Origin of the sequence: Pseudomonas rhodesiae, assembly GCF_007858255.1 — a bacterium.
Lineage (GTDB): Bacteria > Pseudomonadota > Gammaproteobacteria > Pseudomonadales > Pseudomonadaceae > Aquipseudomonas > Aquipseudomonas rhodesiae.
The window spans coordinates 1-617 of record NZ_VFEU01000079.1 but is presented as its reverse complement, the minus strand read 5'-3'; the positions used below and the strand labels follow the sequence as shown (position 1 = coordinate 617).

The window sequence follows — 617 nt, the reverse complement described above, 5'->3', positions numbered from 1 at the left end:
GAATCCCCGCCACGCCGCTGGCGATGCTGTCGGCCGCGCATTTGAAGGCCATGGTCTGCGCGCCGATCTGCAGCGCGCCGCTGCTGGGGATATAGGCCCCGCCGAGGATCTTCAGCAGGGTCGATTTGCCCGCGCCGTTCTCGCCCATCAACGCATGCACTTGCCCGGGCTGGGCGGTAAAACTGATGCCGTCCAGCGCCTTGACCCCGGGAAAGGTCTTGCCGATGCCGTCAAACCGCAAGGCCGCAGCGGTCATTTCCACAGCCCGATGTTGGTCAGTTCTTCCTGGAAGTTGGCGCGGGTGATCAGGGTCACTTCGTCCATGGCGGTGTATTTAGGCGGCTCTTTGCCGGTGGTCACCCACTCGAACATCATCTCGGCGGTTTTGTAGCCTTCGATATGCGGGCTTGGCAGCATGGAGCCGTAGAAGCCGCTGTCGGGTTTTTTCAGTTCGCCGATGGCATCGGTGCCATTGATGCCGATCCCGATTACATTGGCCGCCTTGAAACCGGCCGCTTCAGTGGCGCGCACGCCGCCGAGCACGGTGTTGTCGTTCATACCGCCGATGATCAGGTTTTTCACGCCGCTTGGGAGTTTGACCAGCGCCGAGTTGGCGG

2 protein-coding genes are annotated in these 617 nt (G+C 62.1%); both read right to left on the bottom strand.

Annotated features, from left to right (window positions below):
- The coding region (locus FIV35_RS29505; RefSeq protein WP_146375140.1) for an ATP-binding cassette domain-containing protein at positions 1–256 on the bottom strand (256 nt) is incomplete at its 3' end.
- Positions 253–617 (bottom strand): type 1 periplasmic-binding domain-containing protein (locus FIV35_RS29500; RefSeq protein ID WP_487247585.1); only part of this gene is annotated, 365 nt, incomplete at its 5' end. The genes FIV35_RS29505 and FIV35_RS29500, both read right to left, overlap by 4 nt.